The following is a 23,881-nucleotide window of genomic DNA, read 5'->3' as shown; positions in this document are numbered from 1 at the left end:
GGGATGTCGGCGGTTACTGGCCGGTCGCGTTGCGCTGCACCGCGCTGCGGCCCTTGGCGGAGACGAGGACATTGCCCTCGCCCGAAAAGTTGGCGGCCGGCAGCGTGGCGACGCGGTCGCCCACCTGCACCAGCACGTCGCGGACGCGGCCATCGGCCTCGCTGCGCAGCGACCGGACCGTGCCGATCGCGCGGCCCCGGGCATCGACGACGTTCATGCCGGGCCGCACATCGAAGCTGCCCGCGCCTTCCGCCGCCGCGCTGCCGGCCAGCGCCAACATGCCGTTGCCCGCGCCGACATTGCCATTGGCGGCACCATTGCCCGAGCCGGCAACGCCGCCCGCCGCACCGCCGACCGCATTGCGCACGCCGCCGATCGCCTCGCGGCCACGGCCGGCCAGCCCGCGCGCCTCGCCCGCGACACCCCGCGCGGTCGAGCGCACCGCATCGGTGCCGATCAGCTGCGCATCGACCGCGCCCGAGGCGCTGCCCGAACCGCGCGTCTCGGTCCGGCCGCTCCCGGCGGGCGACCGGCCATCGAGCACCGTGCCACCCTCGCCGGCGGCGCTGCCGCCCGCGCGGACCCGGCCGCTGCGGGTGTCGATCTGCCGGTCGGCGCGCAGTTCGCCGGCGCCCGACCGGCCGAGCGTTCCACCCGCGGCACCGCCCAGGCTGCCGCCCAGCGATCCGCCCAGACCGCCGCTGCCACCGAGCAGCTGTGCGGAAGCCGGAGTCGCGGCGATCGCGAGGGCAAGGGCGGCGGTGGTGAACAGAGTGCGTGTCATCGCGTATCTCCTTGTTGGTCTGTCCGGAGAACGGATGCCGCCCGACGCTTAATCCCGGCGCACGTAAATTTTTTCCTCCAGGGCCAATCGACATTCCTGTTGCCACTCCCCTGGAAAGGGGAGAGGGTTAGCGGAGCTTGCCAACGGGCTCGCTCAACCCATCACCCAGCTCCGACTAAGCCTTGGCTTTCGCAAAGACCAAGTCTGCGCAACCCTCTCCCCTCTCCCAGGGGCGAGGGAAAAGAAGGGCATGATCGAATGCCGTTCCGGCCTAGCGCCGGGTCACGCAGTCTGCACACACCAGTCCCCGGCCATAGCCGCGCCCCTTGCGGGCCTCCCGGTCGACGGTCGCGCGGCCGGCGGCGGCGAGGCGCGCGGCGACCATTGGTGCGGCGAAGGAGGTGCCGCGCACGGTCTTCATCCGCCCGGCCGCATCCGGTGCGGCGAAACCGGCGCCCGGGGCGGCATAGTCGAGATGGCTGGCGCGCCCCGCTTCGATCAACACCCGGTCGCGCGCATCGACCCCGGTGACGGCGATGACGCCGGGATAGGAGGCGGGATAGGCCGGCGGCGCGGTCGGGCCGTCATTGCCGACGGCGGCGACGATCGTCATCCCCTTCCCCTGCGCCGCCGCGACGACGCGCGCCAGCAGCGGATTGGGCGGGCCGACCAGACTGATCGAGACGGTCGCGACCCGCTCCTTCGCCAGCCAGCCGATCGCGCGGGCGATCGCCACCGCGCCGCCACCGGCCGGGTCCTGGCCATAGACATCGGCGGCCAGCACGCGCGCGCCCGGCGCACCCCGCCTGACCAGCCAGGCCACCGCGCTGCCATGATCGCTGGCACGCGGCGCACCGCTGGCGAACCCCATCTGGCGCACGCCCGCATCGCCGACGCCGCCATCGATGATGCCGATGGTCGTGCCGGCGGGCGCGGGCGGCATCTGCATGGCCATTGCCACGCCGCCCGCCATGCCGCCGCTTTCGAAATGGATCACGTCGGCGGCGGCATCCGCCGCCTGACGCCGCGCCCGCGCCAGCGCGCGGTCCAGCCGCACGCCCTGGGGCACCGCCATGCGTGCATAGCCGACGCCCAGTTCCTCGATGCTGGTGCGCTCGATGGTGCGGAAACCTTCGCGCTCCAGCGCGGCGATCTCCGCATCGCTGGGGTCGGTCAGCACCACCTCGCCCGCGCGCGCCGCATTGCCCAGATCGTCGCGCACCACCCGGCCGCCGCTGTCGCGCACCAGCCGCAGGACCCGGTCGAGCCGCGCGGCCTCGACCAGGCGCTGCGGGGTCTCGACGACGCGGTCGACCGCACCCCGGATGCGATCGGGCAAGCCGGCGACAGGGGCCGGCAACGAGGGCAGGAGCTGCGCGCCGGCGGGGGCGGCGATCATCAGGGCCAATAGGGGCGGAAATCGGATCATCACGGACCTTCTTGACATGGATTAGCGCGCTGTCACGGATGAAACGTGCGTTGGCATCCGTTTCATCCCCATTGGAAAAGGAAGCGAAGCTGAGTTTCGAAAGCGACCTGACCGCCTTGCTGCCGCGTCTGCGACGGTTCGCGCGTTCCCTGACCCATGATGCGGCGGACGCCGACGACCTGACCCAGGTCGCGGTCGAGCGCGCGCTCGTGGCCCGGGCCAGCTTCGCCGCCGGAACGCGGATGGACAGTTGGATGTACCGGATCATGCGCAACGCCTGGATCGACACGAGCCGCGCCCGCACCCGCGCCGCGCAGACCTTCGTCGCGGAGGAAGCGGGGGCCGCGATCGGCGACGATGGCGACCGCGCGATGGAGGCGCGCGCCGAACTCGACCGGGTGGGTCGGGCGATGGCGACCCTGCCCGACGAACAGCGCGAGGCGGTCGCGCTCGTGCTGGTCGAGGGGCTGGCCTATAAGGAAGCGGCGGCGGTGCTCGACATACCGATGGGCACGCTCACCTCGCGGCTGGTACGCGGACGGGCCGCGTTGATGGAAAGACTGGGGAAAGCGGCATGAGCATCGATCCGGAAACGCTGATGGCCTATGCCGATGGCGAGTGCGATCCGCTGACCGCGCGGCGGGTGGAAAAGGCGATGGCCGCCGACCCCGCGATCGCGGCGGAGGTGGAGGCGCACCGCGCGCTGCGGATGCAGCTGAGCAATGCGTTCGCGCCCATCGCGGACGAGCCGATCCCGGCGCGGATCGCCGCCCCCCTGACGTCCAACGTCGTCGCCTTCCCCGGCCGCCCGCGCCGCCGCTTCTCCGCCGCCTGGGCGGGAGCGGTGGCGGCGAGCCTGGTGGTCGGGCTGGTGCTCGGGCGCGGCCTGATGCCCGCGGGACCGGTCGCGACCGGCGCGTCGGGGCTGGTCGCGGGCGGTGCGCTCGCCCGTGCGCTCGACACGCAATTGGGCAGCGACGGCGCGCGTGATGGCGTGCGGATGCTGGCGAGCTTCCGCGCGCAGGACGGCGCGCTGTGCCGTGTCTTCACCGCGACCCGGACCAGCGGCATCGCGTGTCGCGACGGTCAGGCCTGGGCCCTGCGGCGCACCATGACCGGCGTGACCGAGAATGGCGCCTATCGCCAGGCCGCCTCACCGACCGCCGCGCTGATGACCGACGCGCAGGACCTGATGGCGGGCGAGCCGTTCGACACGGCGGCCGAGCGGGACGCGGCGGCGCGGGGCTGGCGCTGACGCCCGGTCAGGTCGTGGCCGTATCGATGGCCTCCGACCTGACGCGGCCGTCGGCGAAGATCAGCCGGTGGTCGTGATAGCGCAGCAGAGCGTCGTCATGGATCACGCTGATGATCGTCGTCTGCGGCAACGCCGCGCCCAGACATTCGTAGAAGTGACGCGCATTGTCGCCATCCAGCGCGCTCGTCGCCTCGTCGAGGACCAGCAGCGTCGGCCGCTGGAGCAGGATGCGGGCCAGCGCGATCCGCTGCTGCTCGCCGGGTGACAATTCCTCCTGCCACAGCCGCACGCCGTGGATGTCGTCCGCCAGATGGCCCAGCCGCACCTGCTCGAGCAGCGCGGCGATGCTGGCATCGTCATGCGCCTCGGGCCGGTCGGGGAAACAGATGGCGGCCTTCAGCGTGCCGAGCGGCAGATAGAGGCGCTGCGGCACGACCATCGCGCGGCTGTCCTGCGCCATCGCCACCCGTCCGCGACCATCCGGCCACAGTCCGGCGAGCGCGCGGATCAACGTCGACTTGCCCGCCCCCGAAGGCCCGCACAGCGCCCAGCGCTCGCCCACGCCGACCCACCAGTCCCCGACCTCGACCAATGCCGCGCCATTCGGACGATGCAGCGCCAGCCCCTCGGCCATCAGGACGACGCCCGGCGGTGTGCCCACGCCCACCGCGATGCCCGCCGGCCGCGCATCGTCGATCGCGTCGTCCAGCCCCTTGATACGGTTGAAATAGCTGACCTGCTGACCGATCAGCTGATAGCTTTTGACGAAATAGCCGAGCTGCATGCCCAGCTGGCCAAAGGCGTCGCGCCCCGCCATCAGCTGACCGAAGCTCATGCCGCCGGCGAAATAGGTCGGCACCATGATGAACAGCGGCAGGACGGTGCCCATCCTGTCATAGACGCTGCCCGCCGCCGTGATGCCCAGCGATCCGTAGAGGACCGAGCGGAAGTTCAGCCGCACGGCGTCGAACGATTGTTCCAGCGCCTGCCGCTCGGTCGCGACCGCGCCCGCCAGGCCGATCTGCGCGGCATTGCGGCGGACATGGATCAGGCCGGAGCGGAAATCCGCCTCGCGGTGCTGCTGACGCATCATCGCGCGGATAAAGGGCTGACCGATCTTGGCGGTCAGGTAGGAGCCCACCAGCGCATAGGCGGCGGCGTACCACACCATGCTGCCGGGGATCGAAATCGCGGTGCCGCCCAGCGAGAAACGAATCGGCGGCGCGGTATCCAGCAGGATCATGGCAAAGGTGACGGCGGCGACCAGCGATCCGATCAACCGCATGACGATATGCAGCGCGCCGACCGTCGTGCCCACCGCCGAGGTGATGTTGTTCAGATCCTCGGCAATGCGCTGGTCGGGATTGTCGATGATGCGCAGCCGCTCGATCTCGGCATAGCGGTTGCGGCGCATCCAGCGGTCGAGATAGTCGCGCGTCAGATAGGTGCGCCAGCGGATCGACAGCAGCCCGTCGATCAGATTCTCGGTCAGGATCATGACGACCTGCATCGCCATGATCCCGAGGAAGACGATCATCAGCGGCACGAGCTGGCCCGCGTTGCGCTGTTCGATGACGTCGAAGAACTGCCGCTGCCAGTGATTGGTGCGCAGCAGGATGAAGGCCGTGCCGAACTGGAAGAAGAACAGCGTGATCAGCGCGAACCACGCGAACTTCCAGTCCGGCGACGTCCAATAGCCGCTGGCCAGCCGCCAGGCGTCGCGCCATCGCGCCTGGCTGGACTGGGGTGGGACAAGGCCCGTCTCGCGACGGACCTCCCCGCTCTGGCTGGGTTGCGGCATCATAGGCTTAGAAGTTCCGTCGATCAGAAGAAGCGATAGCCGACCGTCAGGCGCCAGGTGCGGGTTTCGCCCAGCGGAAGATAGTTGGTGAAACGCGTGGGCTGATAGGTGCGGCGGTCGAACAGGTTTCGCACGCCGATATTGATGTCAAGATCGCCGACCGACAGGAAGCCGTTGAGATGCGCGAGCACCGCCGCCGGCGTCCGGTACAGGTTGAACATGTCGATCGCAGAACTCGACTGCCCGGCGACCTGGCCGCCGATGCCCGCCTTGGCCCGTTCGCCGACCTTGTGCTCATACGATGCGTACAGGCTGTAGACATCACGCGGCTGGCCGTTGACCGTGTCGCCCAGCGTCGCCGACGGCCGGAGGAAGCGGTACTTGGTGCGGGTGAATGCGGCCGACAGCGACAGGCCGGGGATCGGATTGCCGCTGAGATTCACGTCGATCCCCTCGCCGATCTGACCGGGAATGGCGATCTGGAAACGACGATTGATGGGGTCGGGTACCATCAAATTGGTCTGCCGGATGCTGAACCAGGACGCGTTCAGGAGCGCGTGGTTGTCGAACAGGTCCCATTTGATGCCCGTTTCGGCATTGCGCGTCTGGTTGTCGGGTAGACGGTTGCGGAACCGGTCGGTCAGGAAGTTCTGGATATAGCCATAAGCGAGCGTGCCGAACACCGAGAGGCGGTTGGTGACGTCGATGACCGCGCCGTAATTGGGCACCGTCTTGCCGCCCTCATAGGGATTGTTAGGAACCCCGTTGAAGATCGAACGCGACTTCATCTCGTTGCGACGCAGGCCCGCCATCAGGTGGATCGGCCCAGACCCGACCAGATACTGGCCGTAATAGCCGCGCTGGGTCATGATCGACGTGGCGGTCGAGTTGAAATTCACCGCCAGCGGACGCAGCGCCGGTCGCGTCAGGAAGTTGTACGGGAACATCGCGCCGTCGCTGGCATAGATCGCATCCACCGTCGCATCGACATGCGTCATGCCCGCGACCAGCTTGTGCGACACCACGCCCGTATTGAACGTGATCCGAGCGAAGGTGTCGAAGGCATCGTTCTTCGACGTCTGTCGCACGCCGCCCGTCGCGATCAGCAGCAGTCCGGCATTGTTGAGAACCACGAAGGGCGAATATTGCGCCAGCGTGAAGTGGATCTTCTGATGCTGGGCACGGCCGACGACGGTCAGCCAGTCGGTCAGCTTCTGCGTGATTTCCGCATTGAACTGCGTCGTCTCGATCTGGACGCCCTGGTCCTTGCCGCCGACCAGCGGGCGATCGAACGCCACGTCGAACGGTTGCTTGGTCGCGGTGTTCAGCACGGTATAGGGCGGCATGCCGAAAATCTGGTTGCCCAGCGTCGCCGAGACGATGATGTCGGTCGTCGCGTTCTTGTAGCGCAGGCCGGGGGCGAACAGATAATCCTCGGTCCCGCGATAGCCGCCGAAATTGCGGTCGGCGGTCGCCGCCGTCGCGACGATGCGGGCGCTGAAGCGATTGTCGTTGGACAGCGCACGATTGGCGTCGAGCGTGCCGCGGATCAGCCCGAACGAACCGATGTCGGACGAGACATGGAGCCGCTCCTCCGCATTGGGCTTCTTGGTGACGATGTTGATCGTCCCGCCCAGATTGTCACCGCCCAGCAGGATGGCGTCGGGACCCTTCAGCACCTCGATCCGCTCGATATTGGCGAGGGGCAGCGTCGTACCGGCCGCGAACATGGCGCTGGAGGCGGAAGGCAGGCCGTTGACCGCGCCGTTGGAGTCGAACCCGCGCACCGTGAAGCTGACGCCGCCCTGCACCGTCGCGCTGTTGACGACGACGCCACCGGCATTGCTCAGCGCTTCGGCCAGCGTCTGCGACTGTTGCCGTTCCAGCAGCTTGGCCGAGATCACCTGCGTGTTGCGCGGCTGATCGCGCAGCGACTGGCCCAGACGCGAGGAACTGGTCGCGCCGCGCACCAGCACGCTGGTCTCCGCCTCGTTGGGGCGCGCCGTCACGACGACGTCGTTGATGACCGCGATCCGGTCATCCTCGCCGATCTGCACGGCGACGGGCAGGCCGCGCGTGGCCTGCGCCACGGCGTCGCGCGCGCTGCGCGCATTGACCACCGGCTTGGCGATGATGCCGCCGACTGCATCGGGATCGATGTCGAGCGGCGTGCCCCATTCGGTGGCGATCCGCTGCAGCGCCTGGGCGAGCGGCATAGCCGGCTGCGACAGGCTGCGTTCCTGCGCCCAGGCCATGGCCGGCGCCGTGGCGGTGGCCAGCGCCAGCAGGCTGGCGACGACGATATGACGAGTAACCATGAAATTCCCCCCTGGTTGGTTTGACGATCGAAGGCGGCATCCCCCCGTTTCCCCTGCCTGTTTTCTGTCAGGATGCCGCCGCTCTTCAGCGTGTCGGTTCGATCACCTCCGGCACGCCAAGCCTCACATCGCGGAACTGGTCGCGAATCCTCTGCCAGTCGCCGACCACGACCCAATGGACGGTCCCCGGATCGGCGAAGGGGGCGGCCGCCCGCTCCACCTGCCCGGGCGTCAGCGCGCGCAGCCGCGCCGGCTGGCGCACGACATCGTCATGGGGCAGGCCGGCGGACCGCGCGTCCGCCATCGCGGCCAGCAGATCGCCATTGCCCTCCAGCCGTGCGGCGTTCCTGTTGGCCGCCGTCGTCGCGATACGATCGAGCTCGGCCTGTTCGGGCGGGCGGGTGCCGGTCAGCGCCCGCATCTCCCGGCCCAGTTCGACGACCGACTCCCCGCTATGATCGCGATCGACCGTGCCCGCGATCGTCCAGCGCCGCTGGCCGCGCAGATCGTACACGCCAGAGCCGATGCCATAGGTCCAGCCCTTGCCCTCGCGCAAATTGGTCCCGATGCGCGAGGTCAGGTTGCCGCCATAGACCTCGTTGACGACCCAGGTCGCGGCGGCGTCGATGCCGTCCGGCCGGTCGGCGGCGGGAAGCGCCTTGCCCGCGATGATATAGGTCTGGGTCGCGCCGGGCTTGTCGATCACGGTCAGCGAGGGGGCCGCCCGCCCCGCCGCCGCCGGGATCGGTGTCGCAGGTGCGGGCGCCCCTTGCGCGCTCCAGCCGCCCAGCGCTTTTTCGACAAGCGGCTTGAGCGTCGTCATATCCGTGTCCGCCGCGACATAGAGCGTCGCCTGGTCGGGCCGCAGATGCCCGCGCATCCATTCGTGGACCGTCGCCGGATCGATCGCCTCCACCTGCCGGATCGCATCGGCGGCGGTCGCCGGCGGGGCATAGGGATGCCCGGCGCCGTAAATGGCGGTGTCGAGCACCCGATCGGCTGCCGCGCCCTGGTCGATCGCCTCGGCCCGCAGCGCATCGGTTCGCGCCGATTTGAGCGCGGCGAGCGCGTCGGGGTTCATGTCGACATGGGTCAGCCCGTCCCCGAACAGCGCCAGCCCCTCGGCCAGCCGCGAGGCGTCCCAGGCATAGGTCAGATCGGCATGATCCAGTTCCACCTTGTCGCCGATCCAGCCGTTGAGCGCCCCGATCCGCTCGGTCCGGGTCAGCGCCCCCGCCGTCCTCGCCTTCGACGCCAACAGGTCCAGCGCGATCGGCGCGATCTCATGCGCATCGCCCGCATTACCGCCCCGGTCGAAGCGCAGCAGCAGCATGTCGCTGATCGTGCCGGGGCGCGGGACCAGCAGGACCTTCAGCCCGTTGGACAATTGCGCCTGCTCGGTCGGGGGGAACGGGATCGGCGTCATCGCGCCGAGCGGCGGCGGTCCCTTGGCGAGGTCATAGCCGCCGGGCACCGCCTTCAGCGCCGGGCGGGGCAGAATGGCCAGATGATAGCCCGGCCGGCCATAGACCGCCGCCGCCACCCGGCGCACGCTGTCGGGCGTCGCGCTCCGGAGTTGCCGCAGATAGGTTTCGGCATAATCGACGTCCTCATTCCGCCGCGCGCCCCGCGTCAGCAGAAAGGCCTTGGACGACGTGCTTGCCTGAAGTCCCATCAGATACTGGATGCGCGCCGCCCGTGCGCTTTCCAGTTCCTCGACCGTCGGCCCCTCGGCCACGAAGCGGGCGAGCACCGCATCGACCTCCGCCTCGACGCGCGGCATCTGGTCGGCGGGAATGCCCGCCACGCCAAAGCCCATGCGGCTCGACAATTGCCCTTCGTCGAAGGTGACGAAGGCGGACTGGGCGATGCGCAGTTCCTCGACCAGACGGCGGTTCAGCCGCGACCGCGCGCCATTGGCGATGATATGCGCGATCATGTCGAGCGCGGCAATCTCGGGCGACCCCGCCGGCGGCGCGAAATAGGTGACGTACAGCCGCCCGTCGGGCACCGTCCGGAACATCTGGCGGCGCAGCGGGCCGGGCAACGCCATCGACCGGGTCGACAGCCGATCGACCGGCAGCCTCGGCGCCAGTCCGCCGAAATAGCGGGTGACCAGCGTGCGCGCCTCGTCCGCCGTCACATCGCCCGCCAGGATCAGCGTGGCGTTGGAGGGACCATAATAGGTGTCGAACCAGCGCCGCGCGGTCTCCACCGTCACCGCGTTCAGATCGGCCTCCTCGCCGATGACGCTGTGGTGATAGGGATGATCCGCCGGATACATGTCGCCCAGGATCGTCGCGTCCAGCCCGCCATAGGGCTGGCCGCCGCGCTGTCGCTTCTCGCTCAGCACCACCCCGACCTCGCGCCTGATCCGGTCCTGGGTCAGCGCGTCGCCGACATGCCCCATCCGATCGGCCTCGAGGAAGAGCGTCCGCTCCAGCGCGGCGCGCGGCACCGTTTCGAAAAAGACGGTCGTGTCCTGCGTCGTGGTCGCGTTCATGTCGGTACCGCCCATGTCCTGGACCGACCGGATCGCCGATTGATTCCAATGCGCGCTGCCGTCGAGCGCCAGATGCTCGAACAGATGCGCATAGCCATGCTGGCCCGGTTGTTCGTCCTTCGAACCGACGTCATAGACCATCGTCGCACTGATCAGCGGCACGCGCCTGCTGGTCTGGACGATGACCTTCAATCCGTTGGGCAGCGTGAAGCGGGTGACGGGGTCGGTGATCGCGCGTTCCGGCAATCGCGCGGCGGGCCCCGCCTTTGCGCTCGCGCCCATGACCCGCTCGCGGGCAAACGCGCTCCACACCGGGATCACATGCATCGCGGCGGCGGCCGTCAAAGCAACAATTGCAAAAGCTCGTGCCATCCCGTGAACATTACTGATTGCCGTCGGCGTTTCCTGCGGTCAAAAGTAGAAAAGATGACCGGACTGTCCCACTCGACCAACCAGGACACTTTCACAGCGACCGGTGGTCCCGATGCCCCGACCGGACAGACCGCGCGGGTCATCCGGGCGATCGCACAGGGCATCGCCGACGGCGTGCTGATCGCCGACGAGCGCCTGCCGTCGATCCGCGTCATGGCGGACACGCATGGCGTCAGCCGCGACACCGTACAGCGCGCCTATGACAAGCTGGTCGCGGGTGGCCAGATCTATGCCCGGCGCGGATCGGGCTTTTACGTCTCGCCGCCCGCACTGATGCCCGCGGCACCGGCGATCCGCACCGCCCCCGTCGACCTCGCGCCGTTCCAGCTGTGCCACTCCACGCTGCCGCTCGACCGATCGCCGGGCAGCGGCGTGCTGCGTCACGAGCCATCGGCGCTGGAGGAACTGAACCGGGTCCTGAAGAGCGTGGCCTCCTTGGGCCTGCGCACCACGGGCTATGGCGATCCCGCCGGCTATCTGCCGCTGCGCGAGCAGATCCGCATCAAGCTGGGGCTGGACGGCATCGACGTACCGGTTGACGCGATCATGACGGTGCCGGGCTGTATCGCCGGCCTGAGCGTGGTGATCCGCGCCTTCGTCCGGCCCGGTGGCCGGGTGCTGGTCGAGGACCCATGCTCCTTCGCGCATGTCGCCGCGTTGTTGTCGCAAGGGGCCGAAATCCTGCACGTGCCGCGCAAGGCCGACGGCCCCGACCTGGATGTGCTGCGCCTGCTATGCGAACGCTATCGCCCGGTCATGTTCCTGATGTCGTCGCTGATCCAGAATCCGACCGGCAACTGCGTATCGCTGCACACCGCGCGCCAGCTGATCGAAATCGCCAAGGAATTCGAGATGATCCTGGTCGACGATGTCGGCCAAGGCGACCTGTTGCCCGCGACCGGCGGGCGACCGGTGGTGCCGCTGCTGCTGCTCGATCATCTCGACCGCGTCATCCATGTCGGCGGTTCGTCGCGCATCCTTTCGCCCGAGGTCGGCGTCGGTCACATCGTCGCGGGGGACCGCTATCAGGACATGCTGAACCGCTTCCGCCCCCTGAACGGGCTGGGCAACCTGCAAATCCAGGAGCGCGTGCTCTATCGCTTCCTGGATGAGGGACTGTACCGCCGGCGATGCGAGCGGATACGCGGGCAGCTCGCCAAGGGGACGATCGCGCTGCGCCAGCATTTCGCCGGCATGGGGATCACCACGACGCCATCGATGGGCGGGCTGTTCCTATGGGCCGATCTGGGCGGCGGGGTCGACACGCTGGAGCTGGCCAGGCGGTTGCTGGCACGCGGTTTCCTGAGCGCGCCGGGCAAGCATTTCCGCCCCGCCAGCACCGTCTCCTCGTCGGAGATGCGGTTCAACGTCACCACCACCAGCGAGGCGGCGCTCCACGCGCTGGCGGACGGCCTGTCATCGCTCAGGGAGTGAGCGGCGCGCCAAATCGCGGCGCGCGCGCGAAATCGGCCTTGGCGAAGGGGCGGTCGCGGAACATGTACCCATAATAGAATTCGCGAAGGTCGCGGTGAAAGGCGCGGATACGGTCCTGATAGGCCAGTTGCGCCGCCAGATCGGTCCGCGCCAGCCGCGTCAGCAACGCCTGCACCCCGACCGAGGGCAGCACCCAGCCGAGACTGTCGGCGATCGCCGCGCGCCGTTCCAGCCCCTGGCGATAGGTGCGCACGCGGTCCGCCACGCTTTCGTCGCCCAGCTGGTGGAAGGCGAAATACCATTTGTAATGAAAAGCCTGCGGCAAGGGTGGCGAGTCCGCCCATTGCGGGTGGCTGGCATAGAAGCGGCGCATGGTCTCCTCGCGCGGGATTTCCCAGGCGGCATGGACCCGCTCGCGCTGGGCGAGCGCGATCTCGCTCCCCTGCCCGACCGGAACCGCGCGGTTGATCGCGACATTGGCGAAGGTCGGGATGACCAGCACCAGCATCAGCCACAAGCCCGCCAGGGTCGCGGCATTGGCGGTCGAGCCATGCCCGAGCCGCGCGACCAGGGCCGCAAGACCGGTCCAGAACAGCAGATAGAGCGCGGCCACAATGACGATCAGCAGCATCGCACCTACGCCGACCCCGGACAGGATCGCCCCCACCAGAAACGGGACGATCAGCGCGCCGAGCAGCAGCGCGAACCGCACCATCGCGCGGCGGAACCACAACCGCCGTCCACCCGGCATCGCATCCAGCATCCGTGCCCGCCCCGCCTCGCGCTCGCCGGACTTCAGGTCGTGGAACAGCGCGATGGCGAAGAGCGGCGCCAGGAACACCAGCACGAAAGAGAAATCGAACCGCCCCGGCAAGGCCAGTTCGGGGTTGAACGTATCCCCGTCATAGATCTGCGCCTCCAGCCCCAGCGCGCGGACGCGCAGGATATAGGGCGCGACATCGCGCATCCCGATCGCCGCAAAGGCCAGCGGGGCGGGCGAATCCCAGGTCGGGTGGAAGCTGTAATAGGCCGCGCTCCCGGCATCCTTGGTGCGATCGACATAGTCGGCAACCGCGTCGATATCCTCGGCCTGCGCCGCCGCCACGGCATCGATCGCGGCGCGCTGGCGCGCGACTTCAGCCATGCCCGCCGCCACCGCCGCCGCGCTGAGCAGCGCCATCAGGATCAGCGCGGCCTGCGCCAAACGCGAGCGCAGGAGCAGCCGTGTTTCGTGGCGCCACAGGGTCATCGACGCGCTCCCAGACGACGGGTCGCGAGGACCAGCGCCGCACCGATCACCACCAGCCAGCCGGACAGCACCGCCAGCCCCGGCAGGCTGGCGCGCACCAGCGCATCGGGGCCTGCGGCGCGGAAGCTGAACTCAGGCAGCTTGCGCCAGTGGTCGGCGGTGATCCGCTTGCGCTTGTCCGCCCCGGCATCCTCGGCGGTATCGTCGGCATAGGTCACCGCCTCGGCCTGCAACCGGTTCAGCCGCTGGATCAGGTCGTAGCGATAGGCCTCGGCCTGTTCGAGGAAGCGACGATGCCCCTCGAAATCGGTGCCCGCCGCCGCCATCGACGTCTGGCGCAGCGCGATCGCCGGGCTGACCAGCCCGATCGCCCCGACCAGTGCATTCTGCGACGCCTGCGCCGCGAAGTCGCGCGCGGCATAGCGATCGAACAGCCGGCTGGTCAGCGCCTCGCCCTCCAGCGCCAACAGGCCCTTGTAATTGACCGGCAGCTCCTCGACGCGGGTCACGCCGTAACGTGCTAGCGTCGCCTTCTTGAATTCCGCAAAATGCGGATCGTCGGGATTGTGGCTGTCGCCCAGGCGGCGCAGGTCGCGCGCGATGGCGACATCGGTCTGCAACCGGTTGGCCAGCGGATAGGCGCGATTGGCGATCTCGGGCGCGACGCGCGGCAACAGCACCACCGTGACCGCCCAGACCGCCAGCAGGGCCAGCAGCGCGTCACGCCGCCGCCGGACCAGCATCGACACCAAGGTGACGATGCCGACCCACAGTGCAAGATAGGCGGCATAAGCGAGGATGATCGTCGCCATCGGCCCGGCATAGGCCCCCGCCTGCCCCGCGATCAGCGCAAAGCCGATCATCGCCGGCACCGCGATCAAGAGTGCCACCGATCCCAGCGCCAGCAGCTTGCCCAGCACGATCGCGCGCGCCGACGCGCCCTGCAGCATCAGCGGGCGCAGCGTGCCGCGCTCGGTCTCACGCGCCACCGCGCCATAGCCCAGGAAGATCAGCAACAAGGGCGCGACCGCCTGCAACACGAAGGCCGGGGTCAGCTGGCCGAAGCGGATCAGCGGCGAACTCTGGCGCACATCGCCGAAATTGGCGGTGTTCTGGCGATGCCCCTCCAGGAACATGCTGTTGCCGGTAAAGGCGTCGACACCGGGATCGAAGGCGGCGAGCGGCCCCAGCGGCCGGAAGATGAAATGGCCATAATGCACGACCCGGTGCGGGTGCCGATCTGGCTGCGCCTCGAAGGCATGGTCGGCATGCGCCTGATGCTGCGCGCGTGCGGCGGCGATCCCCTGTTGATGCGTCCAGGAGGTGACGACCGCGACCAGCGTCAGGATGACCAACAGGACGACAGCGGTCACCGCCACCCGGTTGCGCCGCATCAGCCGCAATTCATCACGCGCGATCAGCGACACGGCGCTCATGCCGCGAGCGCCCGCCCGGCGAACCGATCGCGAAGGCCGCGCACGTCGAACCGCGCCGGTCCCTCCGCCACCACCTCCTCGACGATGCGCCCGCCCTCCAGAAAGCCGATGCGATCGGCGACATCGGCGGCGCTCAGCAGGTCGTGCGTGACCATCAGCACGGCGGTGCCCCGGTCGCGCACCGCGTGGAGCAGCGTATTGAAATCGGAGGTCGCGCGTGGATCAAGGCCCGAGGTCGGCTCGTCGAGCAGCAGCACCGGCACCTCGCGCAGCAAGGCGACCGCGATGGCGACCTTTTGCCGCATCCCCTTGGAAAAGCCGGCGAGCCGCTGGTCATAGGCGCGCTCCTGCAACCCGGCCGCCGCCAGCGCCTCGACGATCGCAGCCCGCGCACGCGGCGTGCCCGACAGCGCGAGCAGATAATCGGCATTCTCGACCGCGCTCAGATGTTCGTACAGCGCGACATTCTCGGGCAGATAGGCGATGCGACGCCGTGCCCCATCGGGATCGCGCGCGGGATCAATCCCGCCCACCGCGACCCGCCCGGCATCGGCACGAACGAAACCCAGCAGCGCCGACAGGGTCGTCGACTTGCCCGCGCCATTGCCGCCCAGCAGCGCATAGACCTCCCCGCCCGCGACATTCAGCGACAGGCCGTTCAGGACATGGTGCGAACCATAGGACAGCTGGACGGCGTCGATCAGGATTTCGCTATTCGGGTTCGGCATCGCCGTCTCCTGCATCATCAATGGCGTCGCGCCGAAGCACGGTGGTCGAGGCATGCGCGCCGCCCGGATGGCGACCATTCCGCAACACCTCCAGCGCGTTACGCGCCGAATGCCGGTCTTTTACCCGGCGGCGTGGGGCATGCAATAGTTACTTTGTATCATCTCATGCCGACCACTCATCCTCCCCTGCAAGGGGAGGTGTCAGGCCGCAGGACTGACGGAGGGGTGTCACGGTTGGCGAGGTACGACCATCCTCGCAACCGGTGACACCCCTCCACCAGCTTCGCTGGTCCCCCTCCCCTTGCAGGGGAGGAAAATTGTCACTCCACCTCGCGCGCGATGGGGTAGCGGAGCGGATAGGGATGGCCCGGCCCCGCCTGCGCATAGAGCCAGGCCAGCCGCGCATCGGGATCGGCGGCGAAGGCGGGTTCGGCCCGCAACTTCGCCTCGAACCGCGCCTTCACCGCCGGATCGGTCGCCAGCAGCTTGTCGCCCAGCGCCGCCAGCACGAAGGCGTCGGTATTGGGAGCCGCGCCCAGCATCTCCGGGAAGAAACCCCAGGCCAGGAACGAATCCTGGCTTTCGGGCTCCAGCAGCGCCGCCGCGAGCAGCCCCAGCGGCTGGTCCGCCGGCACCCGCACGCTGCCGGCCGGCATCTCTGTCCGAGCAGACTCATGCACGAAGCCCGCCGTGATCGGATAGCGGCCCTCCAGCGGCTGGCCGAGCTTGGGGTCGACCAGACGCACCCGATCGAGCGTCAGGGTGCGCGGTGCCGCCAGCGTCTCGAACGCGATGCCATGGACACGCAGCCGGTCGATCACCTCGGTCTGCGCGGCCGGCACCCACCACGCCTTGGGCAGGCGGACGGTTTCGGTCGGCGTCTGGCCGATGATCGGCATGCGGAAGGTGATGGGCTTGCCGTTCCAGCGTTGCTCCATCCGCCCCGAGGCGGGCGACATATAGGTGTCGAAGCCCACGCCCTTGAACCGCTCGATCCAGCCGATCGGCTTGGCCGCCGGGGTCCAGCGGGTCATGAGCGTGGCCGGACGGCTCGCGCGGTCCTGCGCCTTGGCCGCCGCGATCCGGTCCGCATCGGTCGCGGCGATCCTCAGTGCGGCCTCCAGCAGGACATAGGTGCCGAGCACCCGCTGGCGATAGGGTTTGAGCATGTGGTTTTCGACCAGCACAGTCGGCATGGCGATGAAGTCGCCATAGCCGGTCGAATAGCGCGGCCCCTCGGGGCTCTGGCGGATGCCCTTGTCCGGCTGGCGCGTGTCGATCGGGCTGGGATATTTGATCGGGATATGCCCCGCCGCCGTCAGCGCGTTCGTCACCGCCAGGCCGAACCGCCCCTCCAGCCAGTCGGCGGTCGCGCGGTGGCGCGCATAGGTGCCCCAGCCGGCATAGGTGAAGGTGACATCATACTGCATGTCGAAGCCTTCGCTGACATGGCAGTCGATATAGAGGATCGGGTCGAGCGAGCGGATCAGCCCGATCATCGCGCGCGTCTCCGGTGCGTCGATCTTGCCATAGTCGCGGTTGAGGTCGATGTTGCGCGCGTTGGCGTCGCGCCCCTTTTGCGCAGGCCCCCGGATATGCGGGAAGTTGTAGGCGCTCATCTGTTCATGGCCATCGATATTGTAGATCGGCACGAACACCAGATCGACCGTGTCGAGCAGGTCCGCCTTCCCCCGCAGCGCGATGTCGCGCAGCAGCATCAGCCCGGCGTCCTTGCCGTCGATCTCGCCCGAATGGATACCGGCCTGCACCAGCACGACCGGCTTGCCCGCCCCGCCCTTGCTCGCCCGGACATAGAGCAGGTCGCGCCCCTCGGTCGTGCGACCGAACGTGGCGAGGGTGATCAGCGGCGATGCGGCGTCCAGCCGCTCCAGCCAGGCGCGCACCTCGGCATAACGCGGCGTCGTCTTGAAACCGGCGGCCTCGGCCGGCGTGATCCAGGGATCGCCCGGCCTGGCGATCAACGTCTCGCTCTTGCCCGACCACGGCAAGGTTGGCGGCAGCGGTGCTGGCCCATCCTGGGCGAAGGAGACGGTGGTCATCGTGGAAAGCAACAGGCCCAAAATCGGGCTAACGCGTGAAAACAAGGATCGACTTCCGATGTGATGTCCGGGGCGGCCCGCCGGGACGATCCCGGCGCCACCGCACCCGTTCGACATGGTTGCGTTGCGGCAGAACCCTATTATGAGACGTTGCAACATACCGCAACCGCATGGTGTCGATCCCGTGCCATCGCCTGGAGTTCCGATGTCCCCTGTCCTGTCCCGCCCGCCGCATCGGTCGATCTCCGCCCTGGCCTGGGTGCTCGCGCTGGGTGCCCTGCCCCTCACCGCCCAGGCGCAGGAGGCGGTGGATCAGCAGAGCTTCACCAATCAGGACGAATCGCGCGGCAGCGACATCGTCGTGCTCGGCACGCGCAGCACCGTCGACCGCACCCAGTCGTCCGACCGCGTCACCGAGCGCATGTCGCAGTCGAGCCGGTCGATCGAGCGCGACATCCTCGACGCGGCGGGCACCTATCGCCTCAGCGACGCGCTCGAACTGGTCAGCGGGTTCAGCCAGCAGAACAACCGTGGCGGCGTGATCGACAATTTCGCGGTGCGCGGCTTCCTCGGCACGCCCGATGGCGGCGCGGAATATTATTTGAACGGCTTTCTCGCCAATCGCGGCATGGCCCCGCCGCGCGATCCCGCCACGACCGAGCGGATCGAGGTGCTGAAGGGGCCGGCCGGCGCGCTTTTCGGCGATGTCGATCCCGGCGGCCGGGTGAACATCGTGACCAAGGTGCCGCGCTTCACCCCGCATGCCAATGCGATGGTCAGCTATGGCTCCTTCAACACGCGCCGGGTCGAGCTGGACGCGACCGGCCCGCTGTCGCGCACGCTGGCCGCACGCATCGTGGTCGCGGGCGAGGATAGCGACGGGTGGCGTGACACCGTCACGCTGCGCCGCCGCGTCGTCTCCCCCTCGCTGACCTGGCAACCGAGCGAGGCGCTGCGCCTGACCTATACCGGCGAGTTCAGCCAGTTCGACACGCCCTTCGATCGCGGCATCCCCGCCATCAACGGCGATGCCAACGCGCTGCCCCTGTCCAACTATTATGGCGAGCCGTCGAACGGCATCACCAAGTCGCGCAACAACCAGCATCAGATCACCGGCCTCGCCGAGCTGGGCGGCGGCTGGACGCTGAACGGCGGCATGGTCTGGCGCAAGGGCACGCTGCGCGGCCTGTCGGCGGACCAGTCGCGCATCGTCGGCACGTCGCTGTGGCGGCAGCGCCGCTCGCGCGATTTCAGCGTCGACGACCTGTCCGCCCGGCTGGAACTGGCGGGCCAGATCGGGCAGCACCGGGTCAGCATCGGGGTGAAGGGCTATCGCTTTTTCTATGACGAGCGGTGGATGCGCATCAATCCGTCGGCGGCGGCCCCCTATGCCATCGACCTGTTCAACCCGGTCTATGGTTCGACCGCGGCGCCTTTGCGGCCCTTCACCAACAATGACGAAAGCCGCTGGGCAGGCACCTTCTATGTGCAGGACATGTGGGACGTGACCGACCGCCTGACCCTGGTCGGCGGCGCGCGCATCGATCCCTATCGCCAGAAGATCGTCAACAACAACACCGGCTCGACCGGGCGCAACATCAACGAGCCGGTCAATTTCCGGGTCGGCGCGCGCTACCGCGTGACCGACGCCATCGCGGTGCATGCCAATTGGGGTGAGAATTTCTCGCTCAACACGGGCACCGACCGCAACGGCAACGGCTTCGGTCCGGAGACCGGACGCGGCTACGAATTCGGGATCGCGGCCAAGCTGCCGGGCATCGACATGGCCGCGACCTGGTTCGACATCCGCAAAAAGGACATTCTCACCACCGATCCGGTCGATCCCAACTTCCTGGCGCCGGTCGGCAGCATGGTCAGCCGGGGCATCGAACTTGACGCCTCGGCCCGGCTGGGCCAGCGCTGGCAGATCGTCGCCAACTATGCATGGCTGGACGCCAAGGCCGATGACGCCACCTTCCCGACGCCCGCCGTGCTCAACGTGCCCGAACATTCGGGCACGCTGCTGGTCGTCCACCGCGTGCCCACGACGCGCGGCGACTGGCAGCTGAGCGGCGGTGTCGCCTATGTCGGCGACCGGGCGGGGTCGCTCACCGCCAATCCGATCGTCCTGCCCGACTATGTGAAGGTGAAGGCCGCGATCGAGGCACCGGTCGTGCAGGGCCTGCGCTTCCGGCTGGAGGCGGACAATCTGCTCGACCAGCGTTATGCCGCCAGTTCGTACAGCGCCTTGTGGATCTATCCCGGCGCACCCCGCACCGTGCGCGCCTCGCTGCGCATGGAGATTTGACGAAGAGCGCGGCCCACTTAAGCCGGATCGACATTCGAACATGCCTTTCATGTCCCTCGCCCCTCTTTGGGGGGAGAGGGTTGCGCAGACTTGGTCTTTGCCAGAGCAAAGACTTAGTCGGAGCTGGGTGAGGGGTGAGCGCACACAGCGCGCGCGAGCCAAAGGCTCGCTCAACCCCTCACCCAAGCTGCGCTAGCCAGCACGCTGGCAAGCTCCGCCATTCCCTCTCCCCTCTGCGAGGGGCGAGGGAATGACGCCATGAATGTCGATCGCCCTTAACGGGCGGCGTTCACCGATCCGCCGCATATTCGTCACGCAGGTGAAACCTTCCCTTCCTACTGGCCCGGCCCATGGGCGCCGAGCGAGCAGCCCCGGGGGAAGGCTTCACCATGACATTCAAGACAGCCAGCGCCGTCGTGGCGCTGCATATCCTGTTCGCGCCCGCCGCCTGGGCCCAGTCCGCGCCGACCGATGACGACACGACGCAACAGAGCCAGCCCGCCGCCGACGCCGCCACCGGCAACGACGTGATCGTCACCGGTACGCGCGAGCGCGGCCGGACGCAGTTCGATACGCTGGCCCCGGTCGATGTCCTGCCCGAAACGCTGATCCGCTCGGGCGTGTCGAGCGACCTGAACGACACGCTGGCGCAGCTGCTCCCCTCGTTCAACGTGCAACGCCTGCCCGCCGCCGATGGCCAGGCCTTTGTCCGCCCCGCCACCTTGCGCGGGCTGTCGGCCGACCAGACACTCGTCCTGATCAACGGCAAGCGCTATCACCGCTCGGCGCTGCTCGGCACGCGCGGCGCGCAGGCGCCCGACCTCGCCAGCATCCCCAGCCTGGCGATCAAGCGCATCGAGGTGCTGCGCGACGGAGCCTCGGCGCAATATGGATCGGATGCGATCGCGGGTGTCATCAACATCATCCTCGACGACACGGCCGGCATGGAAGCCTATGGCCAGTTCGGCCAATATTATGCCGGCGACGGCAATGACTATCAGTCGGGTGCGCGTGGCGGCATCGCGCTGGACGATCGCGGTGCGATCGTCTTCACCGGCCAGTTCGAGCATTCCGAGGCGACCTCGCGTACCCGCCAGCGTCCCGACGCGCTGACCTTCCAGGCGGCGAACCCGACGCTTGTCGTGCCCAACCCGGTCCAGCGCTGGGGCCAGCCCGATGAGGAGCGGGTGCGCGGCGCGGTCGACATGCATTATGACCTGATGCCGGGTGCAACGCTCTATGCGTTCGGCACCGTCCAGCAGGGCGAAGGCGTCACCGATTTCAACTGGCGCAATCCGGCGGGGACCGGCAGCGTCTACAACGCCAGCAGCGCCTTTCCGGGGTTCAGCTTCCGCCGCATCTATCCGGTCGGCTTCACCCCGCGCTTCGGCACCCGCTTTGCCGACATCCAGGCCAATAGCGGCGTGCGCGGATCGCTGTCCGACGCCTTCTCCTACGACGTCAGCGCGTCGTCGGGCCGCAGCCGCATCGACTACACCATGCGCGAAAGCCTGAACGCCTCGCTCGGCCCCAACAGCCCAACCAGCTTCTATCTCGGCCGGCTGACGCAGATCGAGACGAACCTGAACGCCGACTTCGTCTATCGCCTGCCCATCGGCGGGATCGATCCGCTCAACATCGCCTTTGGCGGCGAGCGGCGGATCGAGCGCTATGTCGTCGGCACCGGCGACCCGGCCTCCTATGCGATCGGGCCGGGCGCGGCGACGGGGCTGGCGCCCAATTCGAACGGCTTCCCGGGCTTCGGCCCGCAACAGGCCGGCCGGTTCAGCCAGACCAGCCATGCCGGCTATGTCGATCTGGCATGGCGGCCGATCCAACTGCTGTCGCTGGGCGCGGCGGGGCGGTACGAGGATTTCTCCAGCTTCGGCGACAAGTTCACCTACAAGCTGTCGGCGCGGGTCGAGCCGGTCGCATGGCTGGCGCTGCGTGGCACCTATTCCACCGGTTTCCGCGCACCGACCCCGGCGCAGCTCAACACCCGCGTCGTCAGCCAGGGGCTCGACACGCGCACGTTGCAGGTGTTCAACCAGGGTCGTCTGGCGCCCAGCGATCCGTTGGCCGTCGCGCTGGGGGCCAAGCCGCTGCGCCCCGAAACATCGCGCAACGCCACCATCGGGCTGGCGGTGCAGACCCATGTCGGGCTGAGCGCGACGGTCGATCTCTATCAAATCGATGTCGACGACCGCTTCAGCCAGTCGGCGACCATCGCCATCCCGGCCAGCCTGCCCAACCCCAACCGCTTCACCTCGATCAGCTATTTCACCAACGACTTCAACACGCGCACGCGCGGTGTCGATGTCGTCATCGGCTATAACCGCCAACTGGGCGAAGGCCGCGCCAGCGCGACGCTCGCCTATAATTACAACCGCACGACGGTGCGCAGCGGCACCAGCGCGGCGATCGCCAATGCGACGCAGCGGCGCATCTTCGAAGAGCGGCTGCCGCGTCACAACGCGACCGGCACGCTGGGCTATGACATTGGTCCGGTCGGCGTGATGCTGCGCGGGCGCTATTATGGTCCGTGGACCGACGTGACCGGCAATGCGACCGGCGAGCTGTTCCAGCGCTTCGACGGCATCGCGCTGTTCGATGCATCGGTCACCTATCGCCTCACGCCCAATATCTCGATCCGGGGTGGTGCTGAAAATCTGTTCGGCACCTATCCCGACGAGGCGACCAACCAGGCCAATCGCGGCCTGATCTACTCGCGCAACGCCCCCTATGATACCGATGGCGGGCGTTACTATGTCCGTCTGGGGCTGACCTTCTGATGATCGATCGGCGCGCGTTGCTGGCCGGTGGCATGGCGGCCACCCTTCCCCTGCCGGTCCGCGCCGCCGGTCCCGCCCGTCCTTCGCCCGATGAAGAGACCTTCTGGGCGAAGGTCGCGAGCGAATACGACCTGCCGGGCGATGTCGTTCAGCTGGAGAACGGCAATTGGGGCGCGATGGCGCGGCCGGTGCGCGCCGCCTATGAACAGGCGGTCGCGCGGGTAAACCGCGACACCAGCTATTATGCCAGGCGCGGGATGCTCGCCGATCTGGCGGCGGCGCGCGCGGCGGTGGCCGTCGAACTGGGCGTGCCGGCGGACGAGATCGCCTTCACCCGCAACGCGACCGAGGCGCTCAAGGCGCTGATCCTGGGCTATAACCGCCTGTCGCCAGGTGATGCGGTGCTTTACGCCGATCTCGATTATGACAGCATGCAGGCCTGTATGGAGAGCCTGGGGCCAAGACGCGGCGTGCGTGTCCGCCGCATCGCCCTGCCCGAGCCGGCGACCCGCGACAGCCTGATCGCCGCCTATGCCGAGGCGATGACGGCCGAGCCCAGGCTGAAGCTGATCCTGCTGACCCATCTCAGCCACCGCACCGGGCTGGTCATCCCGGTGCGTGAGATCGCCGCGATGGCGCGGGCGCGCGGGATCGACGTGATCGTCGATGCGGCACATAGCTGGCAACAGCTCGACTTCGCGCTGCCCGATCTGGATTGCGATTTCGTCGGGTTGAACGGGCATAAATGGCTGGGTGCGCCGCTGGGGGTCGGTATTCTTCATATTCGCCGGTCGGCGCTGGCGCGGATCGACCGCGATCCGGCGGAGGAGCCCGGTGGCCCCGATACGGTGATGGCGCGGGTGCATACGGGGACGCTCGACTATGCGTCCTGGCTGACCGTGCCCGCCGCGCTCGCCTTTCAGCATCGCATCGACCGGGCCGCACGCGCCGCCCGCCTGCGCGCGCTGCGCGATCGCTGGGTGAAACGGGCGCGGGCGATCCCGGGCATCAGCGTCCTGACGCCCGACGATCCGGTGCTGCACGGCGCGATCACGTCGTTCCGGATCGACGGCGTGACCGATGCCGCCGGCAATGCCGCATTGGCCCGGACGCTGCTGGACCAGCACCGGGTCTTCACGGTGCACCGCACCGGTCCCGCCAAGGGCGCCTGCATCCGCGTCACGCCGGCGCTGTTCACCAGCATGGCCGATGTCGATCGCCTGGCGGCGGCGCTGCCGGACCTTTTATCCTCCCCGGCACGGGGAGGTGGCAGGCCGCAGGCCTGACGGAGGGGGGCTTCGGTATAGGACGTCCCTCGCCGCACGCCCCCTCCACCATCGCTTCGCGATGGT

At 68.4% G+C, this 23,881-nt stretch carries 15 protein-coding genes; 6 read left to right on the top strand and 9 right to left on the bottom strand.

The features are described 5' to 3' along the window. Positions 1 to 13 precede the first annotated feature (13 nt). Positions 14 to 784, bottom strand: a complete 771-nt coding sequence (locus ACQHGV_RS04080) for a PRC-barrel domain-containing protein (RefSeq protein WP_440979533.1) — start codon at positions 782 to 784, stop codon at positions 14 to 16. 271 nt (positions 785 to 1,055) lie between these two features. After that, positions 1,056 to 2,213: a S8 family serine peptidase gene (locus ACQHGV_RS04075; protein WP_440979532.1), complete on the bottom strand. Its 1,158-nt coding sequence runs from the start codon at positions 2,211 to 2,213 to the stop codon at positions 1,056 to 1,058. A gap of 89 nt (positions 2,214 to 2,302) precedes the next feature. Here ACQHGV_RS04075 and ACQHGV_RS04070 point away from each other — a divergent pair, with 89 nt between their 5' ends. Together ACQHGV_RS04070 and ACQHGV_RS04065 are read left to right on the top strand one after the other, a co-directional pair. Then, a complete protein-coding gene (locus tag ACQHGV_RS04070) occupies positions 2,303 to 2,791 on the top strand; it encodes a sigma-70 family RNA polymerase sigma factor (protein WP_183951174.1) in 489 nt (162 codons plus the stop codon). Next, positions 2,788 to 3,468 carry an anti-sigma factor family protein gene (locus ACQHGV_RS04065; RefSeq protein WP_440979531.1) on the top strand — a complete coding sequence of 227 codons (681 nt, stop codon included), beginning with the start codon at positions 2,788 to 2,790 and terminating at the stop codon, positions 3,466 to 3,468. The genes ACQHGV_RS04070 and ACQHGV_RS04065 overlap by 4 nt, the downstream gene beginning before the upstream one ends. Before the next feature lie 7 nt (positions 3,469 to 3,475). Here the strand turns inward: ACQHGV_RS04065 and ACQHGV_RS04060 are convergent, their stop codons facing one another. The 3 genes from ACQHGV_RS04060 to ACQHGV_RS04050 all read right to left on the bottom strand — a co-directional run bounded on the left by ACQHGV_RS04060 (position 3,476) and on the right by ACQHGV_RS04050 (position 10,435). Further along, the gene (locus ACQHGV_RS04060; protein ID WP_440979530.1) at positions 3,476 to 5,272 is read right to left on the bottom strand and encodes an ABC transporter ATP-binding protein/permease; all 1,797 of its coding nucleotides are present in this window, start codon (positions 5,270 to 5,272) and stop codon (positions 3,476 to 3,478) included. A 20-nt stretch (positions 5,273 to 5,292) separates the two neighbouring features. Continuing rightward, on the bottom strand, positions 5,293 to 7,587 hold the full coding sequence (locus ACQHGV_RS04055) for a TonB-dependent siderophore receptor (RefSeq protein ID WP_440979529.1): 2,295 nt from the start codon (positions 7,585 to 7,587) through the stop codon (positions 5,293 to 5,295). An 85-nt stretch (positions 7,588 to 7,672) separates the two neighbouring features. Beyond that, positions 7,673 to 10,435: a M16 family metallopeptidase gene (locus ACQHGV_RS04050; protein WP_440979528.1), complete on the bottom strand. Its 2,763-nt coding sequence runs from the start codon at positions 10,433 to 10,435 to the stop codon at positions 7,673 to 7,675. Between the two features lie 81 nt (positions 10,436 to 10,516). Here ACQHGV_RS04050 and ACQHGV_RS04045 point away from each other — a divergent pair, with 81 nt between their 5' ends. Continuing rightward, entirely contained in the window at positions 10,517 to 11,956 is a 1,440-nt protein-coding gene (locus tag ACQHGV_RS04045; protein ID WP_440979527.1) for a PLP-dependent aminotransferase family protein, read from the top strand. On the opposite strand, the gene ACQHGV_RS04040 is transcribed toward ACQHGV_RS04045, so the two are convergent. From ACQHGV_RS04040 to ACQHGV_RS04025, 4 genes are all read right to left on the bottom strand, one after another. Then, the gene (locus tag ACQHGV_RS04040) at positions 11,946 to 13,205 is read right to left on the bottom strand and encodes an ABC transporter permease (protein WP_440979526.1); all 1,260 of its coding nucleotides are present in this window, start codon (positions 13,203 to 13,205) and stop codon (positions 11,946 to 11,948) included. The genes ACQHGV_RS04045 and ACQHGV_RS04040 overlap by 11 nt on opposite strands. Further along, positions 13,202 to 14,641, bottom strand: coding sequence for an ABC transporter permease (locus ACQHGV_RS04035; RefSeq protein ID WP_440979525.1), 1,440 nt, complete (start codon positions 14,639 to 14,641; stop codon positions 13,202 to 13,204). The genes ACQHGV_RS04040 and ACQHGV_RS04035 overlap by 4 nt, the downstream gene beginning before the upstream one ends. Next, entirely contained in the window at positions 14,638 to 15,384 is a 747-nt protein-coding gene (locus ACQHGV_RS04030) for an ABC transporter ATP-binding protein (RefSeq protein ID WP_440980133.1), read from the bottom strand. The genes ACQHGV_RS04035 and ACQHGV_RS04030 overlap by 4 nt, the downstream gene beginning before the upstream one ends. 305 nt (positions 15,385 to 15,689) lie before the next feature. Next, positions 15,690 to 17,429 (bottom strand): M14 family metallopeptidase, encoded by a 1,740-nt coding sequence (locus tag ACQHGV_RS04025; protein WP_440979524.1) that lies wholly within the window; start codon positions 17,427 to 17,429, stop codon positions 15,690 to 15,692. A 205-nt stretch (positions 17,430 to 17,634) separates the two neighbouring features. Between ACQHGV_RS04025 and ACQHGV_RS04020 the strand changes: the two genes are divergently transcribed. The 3 genes from ACQHGV_RS04020 (at position 17,635) to ACQHGV_RS04010 (ending at position 23,815) form a co-directional block, all read left to right on the top strand. Then, the gene (locus ACQHGV_RS04020) at positions 17,635 to 19,737 is read left to right on the top strand and encodes a TonB-dependent siderophore receptor (protein WP_440979523.1); all 2,103 of its coding nucleotides are present in this window, start codon (positions 17,635 to 17,637) and stop codon (positions 19,735 to 19,737) included. A gap of 389 nt (positions 19,738 to 20,126) precedes the next feature. Continuing rightward, a complete protein-coding gene (locus tag ACQHGV_RS04015) occupies positions 20,127 to 22,529 on the top strand; it encodes a TonB-dependent receptor plug domain-containing protein (RefSeq protein ID WP_440979522.1) in 2,403 nt (800 codons plus the stop codon). Further along, a complete protein-coding gene (locus ACQHGV_RS04010) occupies positions 22,529 to 23,815 on the top strand; it encodes an aminotransferase class V-fold PLP-dependent enzyme (protein WP_440979521.1) in 1,287 nt (428 codons plus the stop codon). The genes ACQHGV_RS04015 and ACQHGV_RS04010 overlap by 1 nt, the downstream gene beginning before the upstream one ends. Positions 23,816 to 23,881 lie beyond the last annotated feature (66 nt).

It is taken from the genome of Sphingomonas pseudosanguinis (assembly GCF_052056765.1).
GTDB lineage: Bacteria > Pseudomonadota > Alphaproteobacteria > Sphingomonadales > Sphingomonadaceae > Sphingomonas > Sphingomonas pseudosanguinis.
Note: the sequence above shows the minus strand (reverse complement) of the source record. Positions and strands in the feature narration are given on the sequence as shown.

Coding starts and splice junctions, on each gene's coding strand:
- ACQHGV_RS04080 (WP_440979533.1), bottom strand. CDS start 784: ATGACACGCACTCTGTTCACCACCGCCGCCCTTGCCCTCGCGATCGCC.
- ACQHGV_RS04075 (WP_440979532.1), bottom strand. CDS start 2,213: ATGATCCGATTTCCGCCCCTATTGGCCCTGATGATCGCCGCCCCCGCC.
- ACQHGV_RS04065 (WP_440979531.1), top strand. CDS start 2,788: ATGAGCATCGATCCGGAAACGCTGATGGCCTATGCCGATGGCGAGTGC.
- ACQHGV_RS04060 (WP_440979530.1), bottom strand. CDS start 5,272: ATGATGCCGCAACCCAGCCAGAGCGGGGAGGTCCGTCGCGAGACGGGC.
- ACQHGV_RS04055 (WP_440979529.1), bottom strand. CDS start 7,587: ATGGTTACTCGTCATATCGTCGTCGCCAGCCTGCTGGCGCTGGCCACC.
- ACQHGV_RS04045 (WP_440979527.1), top strand. CDS start 10,517: ATGACCGGACTGTCCCACTCGACCAACCAGGACACTTTCACAGCGACC.
- ACQHGV_RS04040 (WP_440979526.1), bottom strand. CDS start 13,205: ATGACCCTGTGGCGCCACGAAACACGGCTGCTCCTGCGCTCGCGTTTG.
- ACQHGV_RS04035 (WP_440979525.1), bottom strand. CDS start 14,641: ATGAGCGCCGTGTCGCTGATCGCGCGTGATGAATTGCGGCTGATGCGG.
- ACQHGV_RS04030 (WP_440980133.1), bottom strand. CDS start 15,384: ATGCAGGAGACGGCGATGCCGAACCCGAATAGCGAAATCCTGATCGAC.
- ACQHGV_RS04025 (WP_440979524.1), bottom strand. CDS start 17,429: ATGACCACCGTCTCCTTCGCCCAGGATGGGCCAGCACCGCTGCCGCCA.
- ACQHGV_RS04020 (WP_440979523.1), top strand. CDS start 17,635: ATGTCCCCTGTCCTGTCCCGCCCGCCGCATCGGTCGATCTCCGCCCTG.
- ACQHGV_RS04015 (WP_440979522.1), top strand. CDS start 20,127: ATGACATTCAAGACAGCCAGCGCCGTCGTGGCGCTGCATATCCTGTTC.
- ACQHGV_RS04010 (WP_440979521.1), top strand. CDS start 22,529: ATGATCGATCGGCGCGCGTTGCTGGCCGGTGGCATGGCGGCCACCCTT.